The 18,898-nt window shown below is 44.5% G+C and carries 13 protein-coding genes, 16 tRNA genes and 3 rRNA genes; all 32 read left to right on the forward strand.

The features are described from left to right. Positions 1–543, forward strand: a complete 543-nt coding sequence (hpt, locus tag AB1F57_RS00070) for a hypoxanthine phosphoribosyltransferase (RefSeq protein ID WP_105138539.1) — start codon at positions 1–3, stop codon at positions 541–543. Positions 544–564: 21 nt separating this feature from the next. Then, a complete protein-coding gene (gene ftsH, locus AB1F57_RS00075; protein WP_105138538.1) occupies positions 565–2,529 on the forward strand; it encodes an ATP-dependent zinc metalloprotease FtsH in 1,965 nt (654 codons plus the stop codon). 175 nt (positions 2,530–2,704) lie between these two features. Continuing rightward, positions 2,705–3,643: an Rpn family recombination-promoting nuclease/putative transposase gene (locus tag AB1F57_RS00080; RefSeq protein ID WP_367985875.1), complete on the forward strand. Its 939-nt coding sequence runs from the start codon at positions 2,705–2,707 to the stop codon at positions 3,641–3,643. A gap of 10 nt (positions 3,644–3,653) precedes the next feature. Continuing rightward, the gene (locus AB1F57_RS00085) at positions 3,654–3,905 is read left to right on the forward strand and encodes a hypothetical protein (RefSeq protein WP_367985876.1); all 252 of its coding nucleotides are present in this window, start codon (positions 3,654–3,656) and stop codon (positions 3,903–3,905) included. A 10-nt stretch (positions 3,906–3,915) separates the two neighbouring features. Next, positions 3,916–4,143, forward strand: a complete 228-nt coding sequence (locus tag AB1F57_RS00090) for a hypothetical protein (RefSeq protein WP_170239588.1) — start codon at positions 3,916–3,918, stop codon at positions 4,141–4,143. 251 nt (positions 4,144–4,394) lie between these two features. Beyond that, the gene (locus AB1F57_RS00095) at positions 4,395–4,886 is read left to right on the forward strand and encodes a hypothetical protein (RefSeq protein WP_167786157.1); all 492 of its coding nucleotides are present in this window, start codon (positions 4,395–4,397) and stop codon (positions 4,884–4,886) included. A 60-nt stretch (positions 4,887–4,946) separates the two neighbouring features. Continuing rightward, positions 4,947–5,795 carry a class B sortase, LPKTxAVK-specific gene (srtB, locus tag AB1F57_RS00100; protein ID WP_170239589.1) on the forward strand — a complete coding sequence of 283 codons (849 nt, stop codon included), beginning with the start codon at positions 4,947–4,949 and terminating at the stop codon, positions 5,793–5,795. 322 nt (positions 5,796–6,117) lie between these two features. Continuing rightward, positions 6,118–7,664, forward strand: a 16S ribosomal RNA gene (locus tag AB1F57_RS00105). Positions 7,665–7,747: 83 nt separating this feature from the next. Further along, positions 7,748–7,820: transfer RNA gene (locus AB1F57_RS00110), tRNA-Ala, on the forward strand. Between the two features lie 340 nt (positions 7,821–8,160). Next, positions 8,161–11,062 (forward strand): 23S ribosomal RNA (locus tag AB1F57_RS00115). A 320-nt stretch (positions 11,063–11,382) separates the two neighbouring features. Further along, a 5S ribosomal RNA gene (rrf, locus tag AB1F57_RS00120) occupies positions 11,383–11,498 on the forward strand. Together the 16S, 23S and 5S rRNA genes with 16 tRNA genes alongside form the textbook arrangement of a ribosomal RNA operon. Positions 11,499–11,640: 142 nt before the next feature. Continuing rightward, a tRNA-Val gene (locus AB1F57_RS00125) sits at positions 11,641–11,713 on the forward strand. A gap of 2 nt (positions 11,714–11,715) precedes the next feature. Further along, a tRNA-Asp gene (locus AB1F57_RS00130) sits at positions 11,716–11,788 on the forward strand. A 69-nt stretch (positions 11,789–11,857) separates the two neighbouring features. Further along, positions 11,858–11,930 (forward strand) — tRNA-Lys (locus tag AB1F57_RS00135). A gap of 3 nt (positions 11,931–11,933) precedes the next feature. Beyond that, positions 11,934–12,015 (forward strand) — tRNA-Leu (locus tag AB1F57_RS00140). Positions 12,016–12,030: 15 nt separating this feature from the next. Continuing rightward, a tRNA-Thr gene (locus AB1F57_RS00145) sits at positions 12,031–12,103 on the forward strand. Between the two features lie 15 nt (positions 12,104–12,118). Continuing rightward, positions 12,119–12,190: transfer RNA gene (locus tag AB1F57_RS00150), tRNA-Gly, on the forward strand. 7 nt (positions 12,191–12,197) lie between these two features. After that, positions 12,198–12,281 (forward strand) — tRNA-Leu (locus tag AB1F57_RS00155). Between the two features lie 17 nt (positions 12,282–12,298). Beyond that, positions 12,299–12,372 (forward strand) — tRNA-Arg (locus AB1F57_RS00160). 46 nt (positions 12,373–12,418) lie between these two features. Further along, positions 12,419–12,492 (forward strand) — tRNA-Pro (locus AB1F57_RS00165). A 9-nt stretch (positions 12,493–12,501) separates the two neighbouring features. Beyond that, a tRNA-Met gene (locus tag AB1F57_RS00170) sits at positions 12,502–12,575 on the forward strand. Between the two features lie 17 nt (positions 12,576–12,592). Beyond that, positions 12,593–12,666 (forward strand) — tRNA-Ile (locus AB1F57_RS00175). A gap of 7 nt (positions 12,667–12,673) precedes the next feature. After that, positions 12,674–12,763: transfer RNA gene (locus AB1F57_RS00180), tRNA-Ser, on the forward strand. Between the two features lie 3 nt (positions 12,764–12,766). Then, positions 12,767–12,839: transfer RNA gene (locus AB1F57_RS00185), tRNA-Phe, on the forward strand. Between the two features lie 17 nt (positions 12,840–12,856). Further along, positions 12,857–12,930: transfer RNA gene (locus AB1F57_RS00190), tRNA-Ile, on the forward strand. Positions 12,931–12,946: 16 nt separating this feature from the next. Continuing rightward, positions 12,947–13,034: transfer RNA gene (locus AB1F57_RS00195), tRNA-Ser, on the forward strand. Between the two features lie 58 nt (positions 13,035–13,092). After that, positions 13,093–13,911, forward strand: a complete 819-nt coding sequence (gene mreC, locus AB1F57_RS00200; protein WP_367985878.1) for a rod shape-determining protein MreC — start codon at positions 13,093–13,095, stop codon at positions 13,909–13,911. 1 nt (position 13,912) lies between these two features. Continuing rightward, complete coding sequence (gene mreD / locus AB1F57_RS00205; RefSeq protein WP_167785858.1) at positions 13,913–14,428, forward strand: rod shape-determining protein MreD; 516 nt, start codon at positions 13,913–13,915, stop codon at positions 14,426–14,428. Between the two features lie 84 nt (positions 14,429–14,512). After that, entirely contained in the window at positions 14,513–15,757 is a 1,245-nt protein-coding gene (gene pcsB / locus AB1F57_RS00210) for a peptidoglycan hydrolase PcsB (RefSeq protein WP_367985879.1), read from the forward strand. Positions 15,758–15,854: 97 nt separating this feature from the next. Continuing rightward, positions 15,855–16,820: a ribose-phosphate diphosphokinase gene (locus tag AB1F57_RS00215; protein WP_105111631.1), complete on the forward strand. Its 966-nt coding sequence runs from the start codon at positions 15,855–15,857 to the stop codon at positions 16,818–16,820. Between the two features lie 93 nt (positions 16,821–16,913). Further along, complete coding sequence (locus tag AB1F57_RS00220) at positions 16,914–18,092, forward strand: pyridoxal phosphate-dependent aminotransferase (protein ID WP_105111632.1); 1,179 nt, start codon at positions 16,914–16,916, stop codon at positions 18,090–18,092. Continuing rightward, positions 18,079–18,843, forward strand: a complete 765-nt coding sequence (gene recO / locus AB1F57_RS00225) for a DNA repair protein RecO (protein WP_367985880.1) — start codon at positions 18,079–18,081, stop codon at positions 18,841–18,843. The genes AB1F57_RS00220 and recO overlap by 14 nt, the downstream gene beginning before the upstream one ends. Positions 18,844–18,898 lie beyond the last annotated feature (55 nt).

An 18,898-nucleotide genomic window follows, 5' to 3' on the forward strand; every position in this document is an offset into this window, starting at 1 on the left:
ATGTTGGATAATGATATTAAAAAAGTTCTCGTTTCAGAAGAAGAAATCATTGCAAAAAGCAAAGAGTTAGGTCAAATCTTGGCCCAGGATTATGCAGACAAAAATCCTCTTCTTGTGGGTATTTTGAAAGGATCTATTCCTTTCATGGCTGAATTGATGAAGCATATCGATTCCCACGTAGAGACAGACTACATGGTCGTTTCTAGCTACCACGGTGGTACAGAAAGTAGCGGTACCGTAAAAATCATCAAGGATTTGGATAATAGCGTCGCTGGTCGTCACATTATCTTTGTAGAGGACATTATTGATACTGGCCGTACCCTGAAAGAACTCAAGGAGCTTTTTGCCCTCCGTCAAGCAGCTTCTATCAAAATTGCGACTCTTTTGGATAAACCAGAAGGCCGTGTTGTTGAAATTGAGCCAGACTATACCTGCTTCACTATTCCAAATGAGTTTGTAGTCGGTTTTGGTCTAGATTACAACGAAAATTACCGTAATCTTCCTTATGTTGGAGTACTGAAAGAGGAAGTTTATACAAAATAGAAAAGGTTTCCTACTATTATTATGAACAAACAACCAAATAAAGGATTTATAAAAAATCCTTTTCTCATTATTCTTGTCATTGCGACTCTTTTGACAGCCTTCCAATTTTTTAACGCTGGCAAACAAGTAACGGTGCAAGAAATTCCCTATTCTCAAGTCATTACCGAGCTTAAAAATGACAATGTATCAGAACTAACCTACCAGCCTGATTCAAGCGTTATCGAAATTACAGGTAAGTACAAAAAGGAACAAACAGCCAAAGACGAGCTAGCCTCTTCTATTAAATTGTTCCAAGTTTCAGAGACAATCAAGTACAAAAACTTCAAATCCCTGATTTTACCTTCCGAGACAAATCTATCAGAACTTCAAACCCTGGCCAATGAAAAAGGGATTAAAGTCACGATAAAGCCAGAAAGCTCCAATAGTCTCTGGTTTAGCATTATCCTCAACTTCCTTCCCTTGATTATTTTCGGTGGATTCTTCATGATGATGATGAATCAAGGAGGTGGAGGTGCCCGAGGCGCTATGAACTTCGGTCGTAGCAAGGCCAGAGCCTTTGAAAAGAACAATGTCAAGGTCCGCTTCTCAGACGTAGCAGGTGCGGAAGAAGAAAAGCAAGAGTTGGTCGAAGTTGTTGAGTTTCTGAAAGAACCAAAACGCTTTACCAAACTCGGTGCCCGTATTCCAGCAGGTGTCCTCTTGGAAGGCCCTCCAGGGACTGGTAAAACCCTTCTTGCCAAGGCAGTGGCCGGCGAAGCAGGTGTCCCATTCTTCTCGATTTCTGGTTCAGACTTCGTTGAAATGTTTGTCGGTGTCGGTGCCAGCCGTGTTCGTTCCCTCTTTGAAGACGCTAAAAAAGCAGCTCCAGCCATCATTTTCATCGACGAGATTGATGCTGTCGGTCGCCAACGTGGTGTCGGCATGGGCGGTGGTAACGATGAGCGTGAGCAGACCCTCAACCAACTCCTGATTGAAATGGATGGTTTTGAAGGAAATGAAGGCATTATCGTTATCGCAGCTACAAACCGCAGTGATGTTTTAGACCCAGCTCTTCTTCGTCCAGGTCGTTTTGACCGCAAGGTCTTGGTTGGTCGTCCAGATGTCAAGGGCCGCGAAGCTATTCTCAAGGTGCACGCCAAGAATAAACCGCTGGCTGATGATGTTGATTTGAAATTGGTTGCCCAACAAACACCAGGTTTCGTCGGAGCCGATTTGGAAAATGTCCTCAACGAAGCTGCTCTTGTTGCAGCTCGACGCAATAAAACCGTTATCGACGCTTCGGATATTGACGAGGCGGAAGACCGGGTTATCGCCGGACCTTCTAAGAAAGACCGTCAGATTTCAGCTAAAGAGCGTGAAATTGTTGCCTACCATGAGGCAGGTCATACCATTGTCGGCCTTGTCCTATCAAATGCACGTGAAGTTCACAAGGTTACTATTGTCCCTCGCGGTCGCGCTGGTGGTTATATGATTGCCCTTCCTAAAGAAGATCAAATGCTACTTTCTAAAGAAGATATGAAGGAGCAATTGGCTGGGCTTATGGGTGGTCGTGTAGCAGAAGAAATTATCTTTAATACTCAAACCACAGGTGCCTCAAATGACTTTGAGCAAGCAACGCAAATGGCGCGTGCTATGGTTGCTGAATATGGTATGAGTGAAAAAATGGGACCAATGCAGTACGAAGGTAGCCATGCTATGTTCGGTGCCCAAACTACTCAAAAATACATTTCTGAGCAAACTGCTTACGAACTGGACACAGAAGTACGTAATCTCCTGACAGAAGCCCATAACAAAGCAGCTGAAATCATCCAGGACAACCGTGAAAAACACCAGTTGATTGCAGAAGCCCTACTCAAGTATGAAACATTGGACAGCGTTCAAATCAAATCGCTCTATGAAAAAGGCCAAATGCCTGAAAAAACAGAGCACGATGAAGAAGATGTCCACCCCCTCTCATACGATGAAATCAAAGAAAAAATGAAATAATTCAAGAGAGAAATCGCAAGGTTTCTCTTTTTTTCTCCTTACTAAATACGAATAAATAAGATAGAGGACCATGTCCCACATTATCAACCTTGAACTTTTTAATGAAAACTGCTAAAATATAAGTAGGAAATAGTTTGGAATGTTCAAGGAATTCTATACTTATAGGAGAAAACCTATGCGACATACCAGACTCAAACCCACCTACGACACCGTAGCAAAAAAAATCTTCCAAAATAAGGAAGTTACCAAGCACTTTATAGCAGATATATTAGACCTACCTGTCAAATCTGTAGAATTACTAGACGGTCACCAGATTCGCCTACCACAGGACGGACTGCCGAGAGGATTTTATACCGTCACAGATATCTTGGTTGAGCTGGATGACGGCACGCAAGTCATCATTGAAATCCAGATTGTCAAGCAACGGTCCTTTGTGAATCGGCTATGGACCTATATTTGTAGCCAGGTGCATGATAATTTTGAAAATATCCGCAAGGAATTTCAGGAGACACATTTGATCCATGAACGGCTTTATCCGGTCTACGGTATCGCCCTTTTGGAGAAAAATTATTTCCCAGACGATAAGGCCTTTCATATCTTCTCCATTCGAGAAGAAACCACTAATCAAGAACTAACCATCAAGCTAAAGGATAGTCCCAAGGACCACAGCTTGCTCAAAATGGCTTTTCTAGAGTTGGACAAATACCAGCCCGAAACTTTCGATAAAAACCAGCTTAAGAAATGGTTTGAATTTTTTGGGAACCGAGAATTTACAGCTCCTCTAGATAAAATCATCCACCAAGCCGAGCATGCCCTGGACTTCGCCAGCTGGAGTAAGGAGGAACAAGCCATGTTCAATGACGAATTAGACATTCTAGAAGTTAATTATAGTAGAATCTACTGGGCAAGAGAAGAAGGTCGCGAAGAAGGTAGAGAAGAAGGTAGAGAAGAAGGCAGAGCAGAAGGTCGTGAAGAAGGACAACTTCAAGCCAGCTACTCGATAGCACGCAATTTATTGTCAGCCAATCTATCCCCAGAGCTCATTGCGCAAAGTACGGGTCTTTCCCTGTCCCAAATTCACGAGCTCCAAGGCGAGCTACTAACGAATAGTTGAGGAACAAGCCATGTTCAATGACGAACTAGATATTCTAGAAGTTAATTATAGTAGAATCTACTGGGCAAGAGAAGAAGGTCGCGAAGAAGGTAGAGAAGAAGGCAGAGCAGAAGGTCGTGAAGAAGGACAACTTCAAGCCAGCTACTCGATAGCACGCAATTTATTGTCAGCCAATCTATCCCCAGAGCTCATTGCGCAAAGTACGGGTCTTTCCCTGTCCCAAATTCACGAGCTCCAAGGCGAGCTACTAACAAATAGTTGAGGAACAAGCCATGTTCAATGACGAACTAGATATTCTAGAAGTTAATTACAGTAGCATCTACTGGGCAAGAGAAGAAGGTCGTGAAGAAGGCAGAGAAGAAGGTCAACTTCAAGCCAGCTACTCAATAGCGCGCAACATGCTCACTAAGCACATGTCAGACGAAGATATAGCAGAATTGACAGCACTTCCCCTGACAACCATCGCCCAGCTCCGCAGTCAATTAGAAACCGGAGCTTAATCAAGAACAACTATAAAGCCAAAAGATAATTTAAGATAAGATAACAGTCTTTCTTTTTAGTAAGGTAAATCACTCAATATAGTTGTCATAGTTACACCCTATCCATTCATATCAAATAATCACAAATAACTTTTGAAAAAAATCCTTAATTTTTTTAAAAAACTCTTGACATAGATAAAAAATCAGCTTATAATATAGGTATCTGCAGTGGCAGTAATAAAATAAAAGAAAAACAAAAGGAGTTTTTTATCATGAAAAAAACATTCGTAACTTTGGCTACAGTTGCAGCATTGGTTGCAGCAGCAGCTCCAGTACTTGCTCTTGACAATGGAACTACTGTAAATAAAGAGGACCATGCTGCTCTTGGAGGTGTTACTGCACCTAAAAAACCTGAATTAAATATTGATAAATTCCTAGCAGATGGAACAGTTGAAATCACTCAAAAAGGAGATTCTGTGACCGCACCGTCACAAACATCTGATTTGACTTACGATGTTCTAAAAGATGAGAACGGCAATCCTGTGTTGGATGAAAACGGAGAAGCGACTATCATCGCCAAACCAGCAACAGCTCCAACTGCACAAGGTACCAACTTGAAAGGTGGAATTGACGAAAACGGCAAAGGTTATGTTTATGGTAATTCTGTAACCGATAAAGAAGTGAAGCCAGCAGCTAAACCTGTAGCAGCAGCTAAAACAGCAACTGGTACTAAAACACTTCCAAAAACAAGCGCAGCTAAATAATTAGCTTAAGCTATCATATATAAAGTTGCCTCAGGGCAACTTTATTTTTTAAGGTGAAACATGAGAAATTCAAGAAAAAAAACAAATAAACTACTTCCTGCCCTCCTAGGCCTATTGGCAGTTGCAGGAATTGCTATTTCAGCATTTTTCTTTTTTCAAGGTGGCAATAATACTACCTCATCAGTAAACAGCCAGCCGAACTCAAGTCAGCAGGCGACATCATCGTCTACTGCAGCTACCTACCAGATTTCAGAGGAAGAAAAGGCAGCACTAAAAGAGCAGTTCGATGGTCTGAAAGGAGTCAACCCAGATACCATTGGTTACGTTTATGCTCCGGGGACAAATCTCGATGAGCCAGTTGTCTATAGTGGTGATAACGAGACCTATCTATCAAAACTGTTTGATGGTTCTGGGCAAGATCCATATATGGGCACTGTCTTCATGGATATGGACAACAAAACAGACTTTAGTGACAAGTTGACCTGGCTCTTTGGTCACGCTCGTGGCTCTCAAGTACCAGATAGCCGTATGTTTAACGATGTCAACTTCTACGATGATCAGGCCTACTTTGATGCCCATCCCTATGTTGTCGTCCGTACTCCGGAAAAAGTTCATTACTATCAGGCCGCTTTTATGATTATTGTTCATGAGTCGACAGCCTTCTATCGCACAAGTTTCGATAGCGACCAACAGTTCGAAGAGCAGTTGACAGCAGTTCGTGAAGGTGCAGTAGCAAAAAATGATAATATTGAGATTAAAGCATCAGACAACTACCTGGTTCTCTCAACTTGTCGTGAAGATGACGTAACCATTCGTGCCAACCTCTACCTCCGCGAAATCCCTGAGTCAGAGCTCGGAGACTTCCTTGCAGAACATAAAGATGAACTAAATTACGTTCCAACACGCTAATCACTAAGCTGGTCACATGACCGGCTTATTTTTTTCAAAAAAGTATTCAAAAGCTATTGACAGTAATAGTAATAGATGATAGAATAATGAAGTTGTCTCGCGCGGGACTGTTGATGCAGGAGAAACGAAAAAAAGTTTCAAAAAGCAGTTGACAGGAAATCGTGGATGTGATATACTGATATAGTTGTCGCGATAGACGACAAGACCTTTGAAAATTAAAGAAGACGAACCAAACGTGCAGGGTGATTTATAGTAATATAAATCGTCAATGATAAAAAAACAATAAACGGATAAGCCAGAGTGCTTAGTCGGACAAACTAATTTTAATGAGAGTTTGATCCTGGCTCAGGACGAACGCTGGCGGCGTGCCTAATACATGCAAGTAGAACGCTGAAGGAGGGAGCTTGCTTCTTCCGGATGAGTTGCGAACGGGTGAGTAACGCGTAGGTAACCTGCCTCATAGCGGGGGATAACTATTGGAAACGATAGCTAATACCGCATAACAGTATTTACCGCATGGTAGATGCTTGAAAGGAGCAACTGCTTCACTATGAGATGGACCTGCGTTGTATTAGCTAGTTGGTGGGGTAATGGCCCACCAAGGCAACGATACATAGCCGACCTGAGAGGGTGATCGGCCACACTGGGACTGAGACACGGCCCAGACTCCTACGGGAGGCAGCAGTAGGGAATCTTCGGCAATGGGGCAACCCTGACCGAGCAACGCCGCGTGAGTGAAGAAGGTTTTCGGATCGTAAAGCTCTGTTGTAAGAGAAGAACTGTGAGAAGAGTGGAAAGTTTCTCACTTGACGGTATCTTACCAGAAAGGGACGGCTAACTACGTGCCAGCAGCCGCGGTAATACGTAGGTCCCGAGCGTTGTCCGGATTTATTGGGCGTAAAGCGAGCGCAGGCGGTTTGATAAGTCTGAAGTAAAAGGCTGTGGCTTAACCATAGTACGCTTTGGAAACTGTCAAACTTGAGTGCAGAAGGGGAGAGTGGAATTCCATGTGTAGCGGTGAAATGCGTAGATATATGGAGGAACACCGGTGGCGAAAGCGGCTCTCTGGTCTGTAACTGACGCTGAGGCTCGAAAGCGTGGGGAGCGAACAGGATTAGATACCCTGGTAGTCCACGCCGTAAACGATGAGTGCTAGGTGTTGGGTCCTTTCCGGGACTCAGTGCCGCAGCTAACGCATTAAGCACTCCGCCTGGGGAGTACGACCGCAAGGTTGAAACTCAAAGGAATTGACGGGGGCCCGCACAAGCGGTGGAGCATGTGGTTTAATTCGAAGCAACGCGAAGAACCTTACCAGGTCTTGACATCCCAGTGACCGTCCTAGAGATAGGATTTTTCTTCGGAACACTGGTGACAGGTGGTGCATGGTTGTCGTCAGCTCGTGTCGTGAGATGTTGGGTTAAGTCCCGCAACGAGCGCAACCCCTATTGTTAGTTGCCATCATTAAGTTGGGCACTCTAGCGAGACTGCCGGTAATAAACCGGAGGAAGGTGGGGATGACGTCAAATCATCATGCCCCTTATGACCTGGGCTACACACGTGCTACAATGGCTGGTACAACGAGTCGCAAGTCGGTGACGGCAAGCTAATCTCTTAAAGCCAGTCTCAGTTCGGATTGTAGGCTGCAACTCGCCTACATGAAGTCGGAATCGCTAGTAATCGCGGATCAGCACGCCGCGGTGAATACGTTCCCGGGCCTTGTACACACCGCCCGTCACACCACGAGAGTTTGTAACACCCGAAGTCGGTGAGGTAACCATTTGGAGCCAGCCGCCTAAGGTGGGATAGATGATTGGGGTGAAGTCGTAACAAGGTAGCCGTATCGGAAGGTGCGGCTGGATCACCTCCTTTCTAAGGATAAGGAACCTGTACGTTAGTCTTCTTTAATTTTGAGAGGTTTTGTTAAAAACCTACCCAAGACACATAAAGTGTACGGGGCCTTAGCTCAGCTGGGAGAGCGCCTGCTTTGCACGCAGGAGGTCAGCGGTTCGATCCCGCTAGGCTCCATTAGGATAGAAATCCTACAAAACTGAATAACAGTGAAGTTGAATTCACGACTAACTTCTGTAGAAGCGACCGTCGTTCCTATCCTAAACTTGTCCATTGAAAATTGAATATCTATCAAACATTCCTTTATGTATGAAAGTACATATAGAAATAGTAACAAGAAAATAAACCGAAACGCTGTGAATATTTAATGAGTTTAATTAAGTTACGAAGACGTTAAAGAAAACGTATGATTTTAGGAAATCATCGCAGTAGTCTTAGGACTACAAGAGGATTTATCTAAATCACTAGTTTTCTAGTCTGAGTACAATTTCTAATTTTGAAAAAATTAGGTTAATAAGGTTAAGTTAATAAGGGCGCACGGTGGATGCCTTGGCACTAGAAGCCGATGAAGGACGTGACAAACGACGAAATGCTTTGGGGAGCTGTAAGTGAGCGTAGATCCAGAGATGTCCGAATGGGGGAACCCGGCAGGTTGATGCCTGTCACTCACTACTGTTAAGGTAGTGTAGAGGAAGACGCAGTGAACTGAAACATCTAAGTAGCTGCAGGAAGAGAAAGCAAAAGCGATTGCCTTAGTAGCGGCGAGCGAAACGGCAGGAGGGCAAACCGAAGAGTTTACTCTTCGGGGTTGTAGGACTGCAATGTGGACTTAAAGAGTATAGAAGAACTACCTGGGAAGGTAGGCCAAAGAGAGTAATAGCCTCGTATTTGAAATAGTCTTTATACCTAGCAGTATCCTGAGTACGGCGAGACACGCGAAATCTCGTCGGAATCTGGGAGGACCATCTCCCAACCCTAAATACTCTCTAGTGACCGATAGTGAACCAGTACCGTGAGGGAAAGGTGAAAAGCACCCCGGAAGGGGAGTGAAATAGAACCTGAAACCGTGTGCCTACAACAAGTTCGAGCCCGTTAATGGGTGAGAGCGTGCCTTTTGTAGAATGAACCGGCGAGTTACGTTATGATGCGAGGTTAAGTTGAAGAGACGGAGCCGTAGGGAAACCGAGTCTTAATAGGGCGGATTAGTATTATGACGTAGACCCGAAACCATGTGACCTACCCATGAGCAGGTTGAAGGTGCGGTAAGACGCACTGGAGGACCGAACCAGGGCACGTTGAAAAGTGCTTGGATGACTTGTGGGTAGCGGAGAAATTCCAAACGAACTTGGAGATAGCTGGTTCTCTCCGAAATAGCTTTAGGGCTAGCGTCGACATTAAGAATCTTGGAGGTAGAGCACTGTTTGGATGAGGGGGCCATCTCGGTTTACTGATTTCAGATAAACTCCGAATGCCAATGATTTATGGTCGGCAGTCAGACTGCGAGTGCTAAGATCCGTAGTCGAAAGGGAAACAGCCCAGACCACCAGCTAAGGTCCCAAAATATATGTTAAGTGGAAAAGGATGTGGGGTTGCACAGACAACTAGGATGTTAGCTTAGAAGCAGCTATTCATTCAAAGAGTGCGTAATAGCTCACTAGTCGAGTGACCCTGCGCCGAAAATGTACCGGGGCTAAAACATATTACCGAAGCTGTGGATACCACAATGTGGTATGGTAGGAGAGCGTTCTATAGGCGATGAAGGTGTACCGTGAGGAGCGCTGGAGCGTATAGAAGTGAGAATGCCGGTATGAGTAGCGCAAGATGGGTGAGAATCCCATCCACCGTAAGACTAAGGTTTCCAGGGGAAGGCTCGTCCGCCCTGGGTTAGTCGGGACCTAAGGAGAGACCGAAAGGTGTATCCGATGGACAACAGGTTGATATTCCTGTACTAGAGTATGAAGTGATGGAGGGACGCAGTAGGCTAACTAAAGCGGGCGATTGGAAGTGCCCGTCTAAGCAGTGAGGTGTGATATGAGTCAAATGCTTGTATCTGTAACATTGAGCTGTGATGGGGAGCGAAGTTTAGTAGCGAAGTTAGTGACGTCACACTGCCGAGAAAATCTTCTAGCGTTGTATCATACTCTACCCGTACCGCAAACCGACACAGGTAGTCGAGGCGAGTAGCCTCAGGTGAGCGAGAGAACTCTCGTTAAGGAACTCGGCAAAATGACCCCGTAACTTCGGGAGAAGGGGTGCTGTCTTAAAGGCAGCCGCAGTGAATAGGCCCAAGCAACTGTTTATCAAAAACACAGCTCTCTGCTAAATCGTAAGATGATGTATAGGGGGTGACGCCTGCCCGGTGCTGGAAGGTTAAGAGGAGGGTTTAGCGTAAGCGAAGATCTGAATTGAAGCCCCAGTAAACGGCGGCCGTAACTATAACGGTCCTAAGGTAGCGAAATTCCTTGTCGGGTAAGTTCCGACCCGCACGAAAGGCGTAATGATTTGGGCACTGTCTCAACGAGAGACTCGGTGAAATTTTAGTACCTGTGAAGATGCAGGTTACCCGCGACAGGACGGAAAGACCCCATGGAGCTTTACTGCAGTTTGATATTGAGTATCTGTACCACATGTACAGGATAGGTAGGAGCCTATGATACCGGAACGCCAGTTTCGGAGGAGGCGCTGTTGGGATACTACCCTTGTGTTATGGCTACTCTAACCCGGATAGGTTATCCCTATCGGAGACAGTGTCTGACGGGCAGTTTGACTGGGGCGGTCGCCTCCTAAAAGGTAACGGAGGCGCCCAAAGGTTCCCTCAGAATGGTTGGAAATCATTCGCAGAGTGTAAAGGTATAAGGGAGCTTGACTGCGAGAGCTACAACTCGAGCAGGGACGAAAGTCGGGCTTAGTGATCCGGTGGTTCCGTATGGAAGGGCCATCGCTCAACGGATAAAAGCTACCCTGGGGATAACAGGCTTATCTCCCCAAGAGTTCACATCGACGGGGAGGTTTGGCACCTCGATGTCGGCTCGTCGCATCCTGGGGCTGTAGTCGGTCCCAAGGGTTGGGCTGTTCGCCCATTAAAGCGGCACGCGAGCTGGGTTCAGAACGTCGTGAGACAGTTCGGTCCCTATCCGTCGCGGGCGTAGGAAATTTGAGAGGATCTGCTCCTAGTACGAGAGGACCAGAGTGGACTTACCGCTGGTGTACCAGTTGTCTCGCCAGAGGCATCGCTGGGTAGCTATGTAGGGAAGGGATAAACGCTGAAAGCATCTAAGTGTGAAACCCACCTCAAGATGAGATTTCCCATGACTTTATGTCAGTAAGAGCCCTGAGAGAAGATCAGGTAGATAGGTTGGAAGTGGAAGTGTGGCGACACATGTAGCGGACCAATACTAATCGCTCGAGGACTTATCCGAAGTAAGTAATGAGAACGTTAAGAAAAGCGTATGATTTTAGGAAATCAACGCGGAAGTCGGATAGACTTCAAGTGGATTTATCTAAATCACTAGCTTTTTAGTTCGAATACAATTACAGTAAAATTCAACGAAGTCAATATTGACAGCGTGGTTGTTTCTTGTTAGAATATAGATATTCAATTTTGAGTGGATAAAGTGAAGTAACGAGGGCGTTACGAAATCCGTAAGAAAATAGGAAACTGACGCAGAGTCTGTAGACTCTAGGAAGTTTATCTTTTTCACTAGGATTTTAGTCCGAGTACAATTCCATTCAACAGTAGTTAAGTGACGATAGCCTAGGAGATACACCTGTACCCATGCCGAACACAGCAGTTAAGCCCTAGAACGCCTGAAGTAGTTGGGGGTTGCCCCCTGTTAGATACGGTAGTCGCTTAGCGCATAGGAATCAGATGATTCCATTTGGGAGTTTAGCTCACTGGGAGAGCTGAAACGATCTAGTGATTGTTTCAGGTTGTGGATGAAGAAAGCGTAGCTTTCCACACTACAGATGCTCGACCGTTGAGTTGAATGACCAGAAGGGGAGTTTAGCTCAGCTGGGAGAGCATCTGCCTTACAAGCAGAGGGTCAGCGGTTCGATCCCGTTAACTCCCATAGGTCCCGTAGTGTAGCGGTTATCACGTCGCCCTGTCACGGCGAAGATCGCGGGTTCGATTCCCGTCGGGACCGTTTTAACATCCTGTGAATAGGCTGTTAAAAGTTTGAAATAAAACAAACGTAGTTTGTGTCATATTTTGAGACTCGTTAGCTCAGTTGGTAGAGCAATTGACTTTTAATCAATGGGTCGCTGGTTCGAGCCCAGCACGAGTCATATGCGGGTTTGGCGGAATTGGCAGACGCACCAGATTTAGGATCTGGCGCTTTCGGGCGTGGGGGTTCAAGTCCCTTAACCCGCATAAGAATAATAGTAAGCCGGCTTAGCTCAGTTGGTAGAGCATCTGATTTGTAATCAGAGGGTCGCGTGTTCAAGTCATGTAGCCGGCATTAACTGAATAGGTTGCGAACGTAGTTCAGTGGTAGAACACCACCTTGCCAAGGTGGGGGTCGCGGGTTCGAATCCCGTCGTTCGCTTTGAGAGGCCGGGGTGGCGGAACAGGCAGACGCACAGGACTTAAAATCCTGCGATGGCAACATCGTACCGGTTCGATTCCGGTCCTCGGCATGGCCGTATTATAGGAAGCACCCTTAGCTCAACTGGATAGAGTACCTGACTACGAATCAGGCGGTTAGAGGTTCGAATCCTCTAGGGTGCATGACTCGCTTAATGCTTCATTAGGGGAGCTTTATTTTTAGTGATAACGGGAAGTAGCTCAGCTTGGTAGAGTACTTGGTTTGGGACCAAGGTGTCGCAGGTTCGAATCCTGTCTTCCCGATGTTATTTTGGCGGTGTAGCTCAGCTGGCTAGAGCGTCCGGTTCATACCCGGGAGGTCGGGGGTTCGATCCCCTTCGCCGCTATTTTTATCTTGTTTGCTGGACCTTTAGCTCAGCTGGTTAGAGCTCTCGGCTCATAACCGAGCGGTCGTAGGTTCAAGTCCTACAAGGTCCATATTTATGGAGGATTACCCAAGTCCGGCTGAAGGGAACGGTCTTGAAAACCGTCAGGCGTGTAAAAGCGTGCGTGGGTTCGAATCCCACATCCTCCTTTTGGCTCGGTAGCTCAGTTGGTAGAGCAATGGATTGAAGCTCCATGTGTCGGCGGTTCGATTCCGTCTCGCGCCATTACCCAAGATCATCTTGGGCGCGTAGCTCAGATGGTTAGAGCGCACGCCTGATAAGCGTGAGGTCGGTGGTTCGATTCCACTCGTGCCCATTTCATTCGTTATTAAGGAGAATTACTCAAGAGGCTGAAGAGGACGGTTTGCTAAATCGTTAGGTCGGGTAACTGGCGCAAGGGTTCGAATCCCTTATTCTCCGTAGTAAAGAGATATCGTTAGATAATCTCTTTTTATTTTACACAAATTGGGTGACAGTCATGAATAAATTTTTTCGCTATCTCTTATACGCTCTTTCAGTTGTAATTATGTCGTTCTCTTTGCTTTTTCTTTCGACGAGGGTCAATATAGTTAACGGATTTTCAGTCGTTACTAATGGACTTTCAACTGTTCATGGGTTTGTTGGTTGGCCTTTTCAATCCTTAACGCGACAGAAGAATATTGTAGAAGACTTATTTGCCAGTTACGATGAAAATAGTGACCTTAAGTCTTCAATTATGGCACTTGGCAATGTTCAATCACAGAATGAAAGTTTGGTGAAAGAAAACGAAAACTTGAGAAAGAATCTTGCTATGAAGGAGGAGTATTCTAGCTTAGATTTTACAGCTGCTATGGTTGTTTCTCGTTCGCCAATGGCTTGGAACCAGACCCTAACGGTCGATATGGGGGAAAATGATGGAATAACCTTAAACAGCTTGGTATTGTCAAATAATGGTTTGATTGGTTTTGTTTCAGATATGACGTCGACTAGTTCAGTAGTTTCCTTGTTTACGAATGACTCTTTTGAGTTAAAAGTGCCCGTCAAGATTATTCTGGGATCTGACTCGGTTTATGGTATTCTATCTGGTTATGATGTTGAATCAAATAGCTTTATCATTTCGCAGTTGAATGAAGAAAGGGAGATAAAGGTAGGGAGTCAGGTTGTGACTAGCGATTTTGGTGGAACTGTGCCGGCAAATCTGCCAGTGGGGAAGGTTCAGTCTGTGCAGGAAAATGCAAGTAGCAGTGAAAAGTCTGTATTTGTCTCACCTGCGGCTGATTTTTCCAATCTATATTCGGTGTTAATGGTTGGTAAATAATATGAGAAATAAATGGTTTCCTATTCTACTCCTAAGTTTATCTGTGCTGATTTTTCTATTGGATGGGCAACTAGCCCTCTTGTATACAAATTTTTTACCGGGATTTTTATCAGCGAGTTCCTATCTTCTTTTTTTCTATGCCTTGTATGTTAGTTTGCAATGTCGATTTTCTCAGACAGTTCTTCCAGTGGCCATTTTAGGTTTTCTTTTTGATATTTATTACTTAGATCTTATTGGTGTAGCTACGGTATTATTCCCAGTTCTCTTGTATTTCGTTTATTATTTTAGTGATAAGTTACCTTGGAAATTTGGGACCTTGCTTATGATACAGTTTGTCATGATTTTCTTTTTTGAAATGATTGGCTTTCTTTTGGCACGAGTATTTAGCTTATCTCATCTGTCTATTTTCATTTTTCTCTTCTATCATTTACTTCCAACTCTGATTATCAATACTCTGATTTTTATTTTTATTTATCCATGGCTAGGCCGATTTTTTGCCATCACAGTTAAGACATAAAAGTGTAATAAACGCGTAATATTAGGGCGCATTTTTTGTGATAGAATAATAGAAGTCAGAAAGTATAGAGGAGTATCTTGCAATATGAAGAAACAAGTAATTGCTACACTATTTTTGAGCACAATCGTTCTTTCTCAAGTAGGTAATGTAGCGACAATCAGTGCAAATGATACTGATAGTAAAATTGCAGCTCAAGATGAGAAAATAAATTCAATTGCCGCTCAACAAGCTTCAGCACAAGCAGAGGTTGAAGCACTTCAAGGAAAAGTTAATGCCATCTATGCAGAACAGGATGCATTGAACGCAGAAAATGAACGGTTAGAAGAAGAATCTGCTCAATTGAGCGCTGAAATTGAGCGCCTGTCTGCGGATATTGTTTCACGTGATGGTGTCTTAAAAGAGCAAGCTCGTAGTGCTCAAGTAAATGGTTCTGCAACTAGCTATATCAATACTGTATTGGATTCAAAATCGCTCGTTGATGCAGTATCTCGTGTTAACGCTATGCGTGAAATTGTTTCGGCAAACAAACGTATGTTGGAACAACAAAAATTAGATAAAGAAGCTATTGAAGAAAAACAAATCGCTAACCAAGAAGCGATTAACGTTGTATATGCTAACAAGCAAAAATTAGAAGATACAGCGGTTGAGTTGAAAACACAAGAAGCATCTTTGAAAGCAGCTCAATTGAACTTGGCTGCTGAAAAAGCAACTGCTGAAAATGAAAAAGCATCTTTGCTTGCTCAAAAAGCAGCTGCTGAAGAAGCAGCGCGTAAGGCGGCTGAAGAGCAAGCAGCTTATCAGGCTCGTCAAGCTGAGCTTGCGGCTAAACAAAGACAGGCTGTAGCGCCAGTTATTTCTAATACTGTTGCAGCTGCCACACCAGCTCCTGCGACAGAGACGCCAGCTCAAGCACAGGCAGCTACACCGGCTCCTGCTCCAGCAGTTGCGGCAGCTACACCGGCTGCTGAAGCGACAACGGTTGCCACACCAGTTGTTACTTACTCTGCAGGTAATACTTATCCTGTAGGTGAATGTACATGGGGTGTTAAACAGCTTGCTCCTTGGGTAGGAAACTACTGGGGTAATGGTGGTCAATGGCTTGGTTCTGCAGCGGCAGCTGGTTTCAGAACTGGTTCGACACCACAAGTTGGCGCAGTTGCAGTATGGACCAATTCTTACTATGGTCACGTTGCAGTAGTAACGGCTGTAAATGGATCTGAAATTCAGGTAATGGAATCAAACGTTAACGGTAATCGTTATATAGGTAATTTCCGTGGCTGGTTTAATGCTAGCTCCTCAGGAATTGCTGCCTACATTTATCCAAATTAAAATTTCATAGGACGTCTATTGGAGGCGTTCTATTTTTATTTGAAAAATGGAGAAAAAAGGTTTAAAATAGATAAGTAGAAATTTTTAGGAGGCAGTCATGGCGTTTTCTGACTTAATGTTGTTTGCTTTATCATCCAATCAAAAGCTTGCAGCTGAAGTAGCAAAAGAAATGGGAATTCCCTTAGGGAAGTCAAGTGTTCGTCAATTTTCTGATGGTGAAATCCAGGTAAATATCGAAGAATCGATTCGTGGTAGCCATGTGTACATCCTTCAATCAACAAGTTCTCCTGTAAATGATAACTTGATGGAGATTTTAATTATGGTAGATGCCTTGAAGAGGGCCTCTGCTGAGTCAGTTAACGTTGTGATGCCATACTATGGTTATGCACGCCAGGACCGTAAGGCTCGTTCTCGTGAGCCAATTACGTCAAAACTAGTAGCTAATATGTTAGAGACCGCAGGTGTAAATCGTCTCTTGACCATTGACCTCCATGCGGCACAAATTCAAGGTTTCTTTGATATTCCGGTCGACCATTTGATGGGTGCGCCTTTGATTGCAGATTATTTTGAGCGTCGTGGCATGATGGGAGATGGTTATGTAGTTGTATCTCCAGACCATGGTGGTGTGACGCGTGCACGGAAGTTGGCTCAATTCTTGAAAACACCGATTGCCATTATTGATAAGCGCCGTAGTGTCGATAAGATGAATACTTCTGAGGTTATGAATATCATCGGTGATATTAAGGGCAAGACCTGTATCTTGATTGATGATATGATTGATACGGCAGGAACAATTTGCCATGCGGCAGATGCTCTGGCCGAAGCTGGTGCAACAGCTGTCTATGCATCTTGTACCCACCCTGTCTTGTCTGGACCTGCTATGGATAATATCAGTAAGTCAGCCATAGAGAAACTGGTTGTCTTGGATACCATTGAGATTCCACAAGACCGTTTGATTGATAAGATTGAGCAGATTTCTATAGCGCATTTGTTGGCGGAAGCGATTATTCGTATCCATGAAAAACGTCCGCTGTCACCGCTGTTTGAATCACATAAAAGATAATGAGGGTAAAGGGGAGCGCAAGCTTCTCTTCTTTTTCTGTTCATTCTGCTGGAAATGTATTATAATAAACCTATATCTTTTTGAGGTGAATGTATGAATTTATTAGATCGTTTTAATAAAAATCTCAATCGAATTGAAGTGTCTATGATTCGTCAGTTTGATCAGTCGATTTCTCATATTCCTGGAGTTTTGAAATTAACGCTGGGCGAGCCTGATTTTACGACGCCAGACCATGTCAAGGAAGCGGCCAAGGCGGCCATTGATGACAACAAGAGTTATTATACTGGTATGGCAGGTCTTTTGGAATTGCGTCAGGCGGCAGCGGAATTTGTATTTGAAAAGTACAATCTGTCCTACAATCCAGAAACAGAAATCCTGTCAACTATTGGAGCGACAGAGGCTTTGTCGGCTAGCTTGGTGGCTATCTTAGAAGCTGGAGATACGGTGCTCTTGCCTGCGCCAGCGTATCCTGGTTATGAGCCGATTGTTAATATGGTCGGGGCAGATATTGTGGAAATTGATACGACGGCCAATGATTTTGTATTGACACCAGAGATGCTGGAACAAGCCATTATCGAGCAGGGAGACAAGCTCAAGGCGGTCATTCTCAACTATCCTGCTAATCCGACTGGTGTGACCTATTCACGTGAACAGATTGCGGCCTTTGCGGACGTTTTGCGCAAATACCCAATCTTTGTCTTGTCTGATGAGGTTTATGCTGAATTGACCTACACAGGTCAGCCTCATACGTCGATTGCAGAGTTTTTGCCTGAGCAGACCATTCTCATTCAAGGTCTGTCCAAATCCCATGCTATGACGGGATGGCGGATTGGTTTAATCATGAGTCAGGCGCCTATTATTGCGCAGATTATCAAGAGCCACCAGTACTTGGTGACAGCGGCATCGACAGCTATGCAGTACGGTGCGGTTGAGGCTTTGAAAAATGGTAAGGATGATGCTCTACCGATGCGGGCGGAGTACATCAAGCGTCGGGATTATATTATCGAGAAGATGACGGAGTTGGGCTTTAAGATTATCAAGCCAGACGGCGCCTTTTACATTTTTGCGAAAATTCCTGCGGGCTATAGTCAAGATTCCTTTAGCTTCTTACAGGAATTTGCCCAGAAAAAGGCGGTGGCCTTTATTCCGGGTGCGGCTTTCGGTCAATATGGTGAGGGCTATGTGCGGATTTCCTATGCAGCCAGCATGGAGTCTATCCAAACAGCCATGGTCCGTCTAAAAGAGTTTTTAGAAGAAAATGGAGCGAATTGAGACAAGGGGATTAGTCCTTTATAATCGCAATTACCGAGAAGACGACAAGTTGGTCAAGATTTTTACGGAACAGGCTGGCAAGCGGATGTTTTTCGTGAAACATGCCTCTAAGTCCAAGCTGGTTGCGGCTATTCAGCCCTTGACCTATGCGGATTTTATTGTCAAAATCAATGAAGAGGGTCTGTGCTACATCGAGGATTTTCATCAGGTCCAGCCCTTCAAGGAAATCAATGGGGATATTTTCAAGCTCAGCTACGCAACTTATTTGATGGCCTTGGCGGATGCTGCCTTGCAGGATAGGGTTCATGATGCGCCGCTCTTTGCCTTTTTGGTTAAGACTTTGGATTTGATGGAATCGGGCTTGGACTATGAGATTTTGACCAATATTTTTGAAATTCAACTGCTGGAGCGGTTTGGAATTGGGCTTAATTTTCACGAGTGTGCTTTTTGTCACCGAGTTGGCCTGCCTTTTGACTATTCCTATCAATACAGTGGCGTTCTCTGTCCGCAACATTACCATAAGGATGAACGAAGGGCTCATCTGGACCCCAATGTGCCCTACTTGCTGGACCAATTTCAGGCCATTTCTTTTGATGATTTAGAAACCATTTCGATCAAGCCGGACATGAAACGGAAGTTGCGGCTCTTTATAGACCAGCTCTATGAGGAATATGTCGGTATTCACTTGAAGTCCAAGAAATTTATCGATGATTTGTCGTCTTGGGGGCAGATTATGAAGCCAGAAGAATAAATATAGTCTTCTAGTCTATCTTTTACATGCATCTTGACTAATTTCAGCGTTGTAT

The organism is Streptococcus nasisuis, from assembly GCF_040836615.1.
In the GTDB taxonomy this organism is placed as follows: Bacteria; Bacillota; Bacilli; order Lactobacillales; family Streptococcaceae; genus Streptococcus; species Streptococcus suis_V.

Bases quoted from the DNA above. Each gene is read 5' to 3' on its own strand.
- AB1F57_RS00090 (WP_170239588.1), top strand. From the start codon at position 3,916: ATGTTCAATGACGAACTAGATATTCTAGAAGTTAATTACAGTAGCATC.
- AB1F57_RS00080 (WP_367985875.1), top strand. From the start codon at position 2,705: ATGCGACATACCAGACTCAAACCCACCTACGACACCGTAGCAAAAAAA.
- ftsH (WP_105138538.1), top strand. From the start codon at position 565: ATGAACAAACAACCAAATAAAGGATTTATAAAAAATCCTTTTCTCATT.
- AB1F57_RS00220 (WP_105111632.1), top strand. From the start codon at position 16,914: ATGAATTTATTAGATCGTTTTAATAAAAATCTCAATCGAATTGAAGTG.
- AB1F57_RS00085 (WP_367985876.1), top strand. From the start codon at position 3,654: ATGTTCAATGACGAACTAGATATTCTAGAAGTTAATTATAGTAGAATC.
- AB1F57_RS00095 (WP_167786157.1), top strand. From the start codon at position 4,395: ATGAAAAAAACATTCGTAACTTTGGCTACAGTTGCAGCATTGGTTGCA.
- AB1F57_RS00215 (WP_105111631.1), top strand. From the start codon at position 15,855: ATGGCGTTTTCTGACTTAATGTTGTTTGCTTTATCATCCAATCAAAAG.
- hpt (WP_105138539.1), top strand. From the start codon at position 1: ATGTTGGATAATGATATTAAAAAAGTTCTCGTTTCAGAAGAAGAAATC.
- recO (WP_367985880.1), top strand. From the start codon at position 18,079: ATGGAGCGAATTGAGACAAGGGGATTAGTCCTTTATAATCGCAATTAC.
- pcsB (WP_367985879.1), top strand. From the start codon at position 14,513: ATGAAGAAACAAGTAATTGCTACACTATTTTTGAGCACAATCGTTCTT.
- srtB (WP_170239589.1), top strand. From the start codon at position 4,947: ATGAGAAATTCAAGAAAAAAAACAAATAAACTACTTCCTGCCCTCCTA.
- mreD (WP_167785858.1), top strand. From the start codon at position 13,913: ATGAGAAATAAATGGTTTCCTATTCTACTCCTAAGTTTATCTGTGCTG.
- mreC (WP_367985878.1), top strand. From the start codon at position 13,093: ATGAATAAATTTTTTCGCTATCTCTTATACGCTCTTTCAGTTGTAATT.